This is a genomic window from Lentisphaerota bacterium (genome assembly GCA_016873675.1).
Lineage (GTDB): Bacteria > Verrucomicrobiota > Kiritimatiellia > RFP12 > JAAYNR01 > VGWG01.
Genome location: VGWG01000134.1, coordinates 1 through 6,414 on the forward strand (window position 1 = coordinate 1; position 6,414 = coordinate 6,414).

Genomic DNA, 6,414 nt, shown 5'->3' on the forward strand with positions numbered 1-6,414 from the left:
TTCCGAATGACCCGCGATTCAGCGAGCTGTACGGGATGCACAACACCAGCCAGATCGCAGCCACCGGCACGGTGGTTTCGGCCACGAACACGGTGTCCGGATCGGCGATCGCCTTTTCCCCGGTCACGAACGGCGTGACCGGCACGCTGCACCACTGCGGGATCGGGAATCCTGGCGACTTCCCGGCGGGGGTCAGCAACAACATCGCCCTGATCCAGCGCGGAACGCTGCCCTTCGCGGAGAAGGCGGCCAACGCCACGGCGAAGGGCGCGAAGGCCGTGATCATCTATAACAACGTCTACGGCGACTTCTTGGGGACGTTCCAGGTAGCCGGCGACTGGCTGCCGTCGCTGACGATATCGCAAGAGAATGGGGCGATGCTGTTGACGCAGACGAACACAGATGTGACCGTGACGGTTAACGGCTGCAAGTTCGACGCTGACATTGACGCGCCCGAAGCGTGGGACATCTCCACCGGCAGCACGAATATCGTGGTGGGCGTCATCGACACCGGCATTGACTACACCCACCCCGACCTGGCGTCGAACATGTGGGTCAACACGGCTGAACTGAATGGAACCCCGGGCGTGGACGACGACGGCAACGGGTTCGTGGACGACATACACGGCTACGACTTCGCCAACGATGACGGGAATCCCATGGACGATCACTTCCACGGCACGCACTGCGCCGGCACCATCGGCGGCGTCGGCAACAACGGCATCGGCGTGGCGGGTGTGTGCTGGACCGTGCGTATGATGGGCCTGAAGTTCCTCAATGCGGAAGGCTCCGGAGCGTTGTCCGACGCCATGGAGGCGATCTACTATGCGACCGCAAACGGCGCGAAACTGACCTCGAACTCCTGGGGCGGCGGCGGTTATGACGATGCGCTGCGCGACGCGATCGCCGATGCGGGCAATCACGGCCTTCTCTTCGTGGCGGCGGCCGGGAACTCGGCCGGTAACAACGATGTGCTCCCCACCTATCCCGGCAGTTACGACTGCTCGAACATCATTGCCGTGGCCGCCACGGACAACAACGATGCGCTGGCCAGTTTCTCCTGCTATGGCGCCACGAGTGTGGATATCGGCGCGCCGGGCGTGGACATCCTCAGTTGCTTCCCGACCTACAAGACCCAGGCCATGACGGATGGCGGGTATCCGACCAACTACAACACGATCAGCGGCACGTCAATGGCCACGCCGGCTGTGGCTGGCGCGTGCGCGCTGCTGGCGTTGGTGCATCCTGAACTGACCCTGGCCCAGTGGCGGGCGCAACTCCTGCTCCAGGCCGATCCCGTCCCGGCCCTGGCGGGCAAATGCTTCACCGGCGCGCGCCTGAATGTCTTCCAGGCGTTGACGGTCTCGACCTCGCCGATCCTGCGCCTGTGGAGCACGAGCGTCACCGATCCGGCGCCCGGCGGCAACGGCGATGGCCTGATCACTCCCGGCGAAACAGGAAAAGTCTCCGTGGTGTTGATGAACGGCGGCATGAACACGGCCACGGGGGTCACCGCGACGTTGACGACGACCAATCCCGTGGTCACGGTCATCTCCAACACCGTGACCGTCGGTGATATCGCGCAATTCAGCCAAAAACAGGCGATCAACGACTTTGTCGTCTCGGTCGCCACCGACTGCCCGCCGCAAATGGTCTCGTTCCAGATGGTCGCGACGGACACCGCTGGCGGCGCATGGACCAACACGCTCCTAGTCCGGGTGCGCGGCATGAGCAGCATCTCCGGCACGGTGACTTTCAACGGGGCGCCTGCAGAAGGTTACAAGGTCTCCTATGACGGCCGTAGCAAGTACGTCTTAACCGACAACGAGGGCCATTACTCGATCGACGTACTGGACGGAACCTACTTCGTGTACGTGATGCATCCGACGATTGAAAACCTGTTCACCGAGATGGTAACGGTGACCGTGCCGCCAGCCGCCACCAATATTAATTTCGACATGCTGTCGGCAACGATCTCAGGCCGTGTGACAGACGCCCGGACCGGAAATCCGCTGACGGGCGCCACTGTGGATTACTATGTTTCGGGGCCCGCCGGTGAGCCACCTTGGTACAACTCGTGGTTGCTGCGCGGATCCACGACGGTGGACACGAATGGCGAGTACTCCCTGATCGCGGCCATGGGCGAGCCGTCCACGGTGTTTGTCACGGCCTGGGCCGCCGGCTACTCCAACCCGGCCCCGCGCGAGTTGGTGTTGCCGCCCGGCACCCAGAATGTGGACTTTGCGATGTCCGCGCCGTACGTCAACATCGGCATCACGCCGGCAGCGGTTGACGCGGTCGGCGTGCTCGGGCAGACGATCACCCAGACGCTCGTCATCGCCAACTCCGGCGGGGCCAGCCTCCCCTGGACGCTCTGGAACGAAAGCGACGAGGGGACCGCAACCGCCGGGCAGAAGATACGCACCATCAAGGTGGCGCCCGAATGTTTTTCGCCGTTCGGCTCTGCGTTCGACGGCAGTGCGCTCTGCCTGGTTCAGGACTCGAATCCGAAGGGCTTCTTTCGGCTCAACCCCACCAGCGGTGCCTTGCTGAATGCGTGGACCGATCCGGAAGTCAGGAATATCACGCCGAATGTCTGGTGGGGATTGGACTGGGATGGCATGAACTTCTGGTTCTCGGATACGATCTCCAAGAAGGTTGTCACCGTTGACCCAACGACGCACCAGCCGGTGAAGTCACTGGACGTCCTGCAGAACGAGGCGAATAATCAGGCTGACATTGTGTTGGGCGGAGGCTACCTGTGGGCGCTAACGTCAGACGAGAAAGTGCACAAACTGGATCCGCGCACTGGCGCCACACTGGCCTCCTTGCAGTTGCCTCTGCCCGAGGCTTCCGCGCTGGAGTATTTCAGCGGCGCGCTCTGGGTATTGGCCGGCAGCAAAATCTATAAGGTAGGTCCCACGGACGGCCGCATAATCCGCAGTTTCAACTCGCCACACCAGTACGCAGCTGACTTGGCCAAGGACAGGGCCGGAAACCTTTGGGTGTTGAAATCTGAATATGCGAATTCCTATGCCTACCTGTTGCGAATCGGCACGGCCCCGTGGCTGACGCAGAGCGCTACGTCGGGCACGGCGCCGGCCGGCGGCAGCAACACGGTGCAGGTGACATTGAACACGACAACGGCCGGGGTGGGCATTCACACCGCCATGGTCAGCGTCGCCTCCAGCGATCCGGATGAACCGGAGAAACTGGTGCCCGTCACCTTCCTGGTCACGGCAACCCTGCCGCCGGTCATTGACACCCCGGCCGCGGCAACCCCGAACCCCGTGACGCTTCCCGCCACGGCTGCGCTCAGCGTCACGGCCCATGATCCGAACGGCGACCCGCTTGCCTACACCTGGAGCAAGATCAGCGGCCCGGGCACGGTCACCTTCACGCCCAACGGCACGGCGGCCAGCGCGAACAGCGCCGCGGGCTTCAGCGCGGCGGGAACCTATGTCCTGCGCGTGACCGTGGTCAGCACGAACCGGACCTTCGAGCAGGCGACCAGCGACGTGACCGTTTCTGCCGTGGGTATCGAAACCGACGTGGCGGCGCTGAGCGTGCCGGAGGGCGGAACCAACACGTTCCGCGTCCGGCTCGTGACCCAGCCGGCGGGGAGCGTGACCGTGGCCGTGGCGCGCGTTTCGGGCGATGCTGACATCACGCTCACCAACGGTATCAGTCGAGTGTTTACTACGAACAACTGGAGCACGTGGCAAACCGTGACTCTGGCTGCGGGCACGGACGAGGATATCGAGAATGGAATCGCCGTGATCGCGCTTTCTGCCGCCGGGTTCGCGACCGCCAACGTGACCGCGACTGAGCGGGAGGCGGGAACCATCCTGCAGGTCAACGCCGGACCGGGCGGCACGGCTTCGCCCGCGGGGCGCAATCTCGTACTCATCGGTGTGCCCGTGACGGTCACGGCGACACCGGACGCGACACACAACTTTGCGCGGTGGGTCACCTCCGACGGCTCAGCGACCTTCGCCAATCCGCTCGCCGCAACCACGACCGTGACGGTCGTGGGACCGACCACCATCCGAGCCAACTTCAACCCGCCGCCCAGCCTCTCGGCCTGGGCCTGGGGGGCAAATTCGGACGGACGGCTCGGCGACGGAACAACGACCAGCCGCAGCAACATGGTACGCGTCATCTACAACGGCAACCCGCTGACCAACATCACCGCCATCTCCGGCGGGTTTTTCCATTCGGTTGCGCTCAGGGGTGACGGCCGCGTCCTGACGTGGGGCAGGAATGCGTATGGTCAGCTCGGCGATGGCACGGTCAACAACCGGGTCAACCCCGTGCTGGTCACGAATCTCACCAGTGTCTCCGCCATTTCCGCCGGCGGCCACCACACGCTCGCGCTGACGACCGACAGCAACGTATGGGTTTGGGGCCGGGGTGATTACGGCCAGCTCGGCAACGGGACCAATTCAACCCTACCGACGCCCGCGCCCGTGAAGGCGCAGATTTCCAACGTCACCGCCATCGCGGGCGGCGCACTCTCCGCGACGGTCCTGAAGAGCGATGGATCCGTCTGGGAGTGGGGTCATGACAAATTCAGCCTATACGGCGGCACCAACCTGCCCGTGCAAGTTGCCAATCTGTCGAACGTGATCGCCATTGCCTCGTCAGGCTGGCACTCGATGGCACTCAAGCCCGACGGCACGGTCTGGCACTGGGGGACCTATGTCGGCACCCCCCCTGACCCCGCGTATACGCCAGCGCAGGTGCCGATCTCCAACGTGATCGCCATTGCCGTAGGAGACACACACGAGGTAGCGCTCAAGGCTGACGGCACGGTCTGGACGTGGGGGTATAATGACTTAGGCCAGATCGGCGATGGGACGATCAATGACTGGCCGGCAAAGCGGACCACCCCCACGCAGGCGCTGATCTCGAACGTGATCGCCATCGCCTCGTATGGAAAACACACGCTGGCACTCAAGGGCGACGGCAGCGTCTGGGCCTGGGGGGACAACCAATACGGCCAGTGCGGCGACGGAACCACGCTGAACCAAAAACCCACGCCGGTGCAGGCACCGGGATCACGGGACTTCCTCGGTATTGCCGGGGGACTCAGCCACTCCCTTGCGCTGCGGGAAGACCAGCCCTACGTTCGCATCACGAACAGTGTGAACTCGCTCACCGTGCCCGAAGGGAGCACGAACATCTTCCGGGTGAAGCTTGATGCCAGACCGTGGACGAACGTCGTTGTCACCGTGATCCGGGCATCGGGCGACAGCGACATCAGCGTGCAGTCCACCAATACCCTGACGTTCACACCCGTCAACTGGAACACGAACCAAACCGTGACCCTGGCCGCGGCGGAAGACAGCGACGCCGTGAACGGCACGTCCATAATCTGGCTCTCCGGGGCGGACTTCGGCTCCACCGTAACCGTGACCGAGGTCGAGAATGACACGACGCTGAACGTCTATGCCGGCACGGGTGGCGCGGTGTCGCCCAACGGCACGACGGTGGTGACCACGGGCGCGACCAACACGATCAGCGCGACTCCCAATGCAGGCTATGCGTTCACCCGCTGGACGGTCCTCAGCGGGTCCCCGGTGATCGCCGATCTTAACGCCTCGAACACCACGGTTGTCCTAACCGCTCCGGCAACGATCCAGGCGGACTTTAGCAGCGCCTTGACCTTGACGATGACGGCGGGGCCGGGCGGGACGGTCTCGCCCTCCGGGGCCGTAACGGTCGCCTCTGGCGTGGCAACGTCAATCAGCGCCTCGCCCGACAACGGCTATCTCTTTGCGAATTGGAGGGTGACGAGTGGCTCGGCGGTGTTCGGGAACAGCAACGCCGCGAACACGCTGGTCACGATCACCGCCCCAGCGACGATTCAGGGGACCTTCATTACAGCGCCCATTCCCATCGTGACGGATGTGTCTTTTGTCGGCGTTCCGGAAGGCGGCACAAAAACCTTCCGGGTCCGGCTGGCGAAGCAGCCTGATGCTGGCGTGACCGTTGCCGTCGTCCGCGCGAACGGCGACATCGACCTCACGGTGCAGTCCGGCGCGAGCCTGACCTTCACCCCGGGGAATTGGAACGTCTGGCAGACCGTGACGCTGGCCGCAGCCGAGGATGGTGATACCGCCAAAGGCAGCGCGACCCTCACCTGCTCGGGGTCCGGACTGGAAACGGTCACGGTCACGGCGACCGAGGTCGACAACGATATTCCGCCTGCAACCGATACCGACGGCGACGGGCTGTCCGACGCCACAGAGGCTCGACTCGGACGCGCGACCAATGTGGCTGAACAGGTGAGCGCACTGCCGTTCGTCGAGCGGTTCGAGTCGGATACCGTGACCTTGGGCGAACTGAACGGCCAGAACAAGTGGGTGGCCGTGCCGGCCAACACGGCGCTGGTGCAGTCGGACGATGTCT

Annotated in this window: 1 protein-coding gene; it reads left to right on the plus strand. The window is 63.9% G+C overall.

Annotated elements, in window-relative coordinates:
- Positions 1-6,414 (plus strand): hypothetical protein (locus FJ222_11490; GenBank protein ID MBM4165045.1); only part of this gene is annotated, 6,414 nt, incomplete at both ends.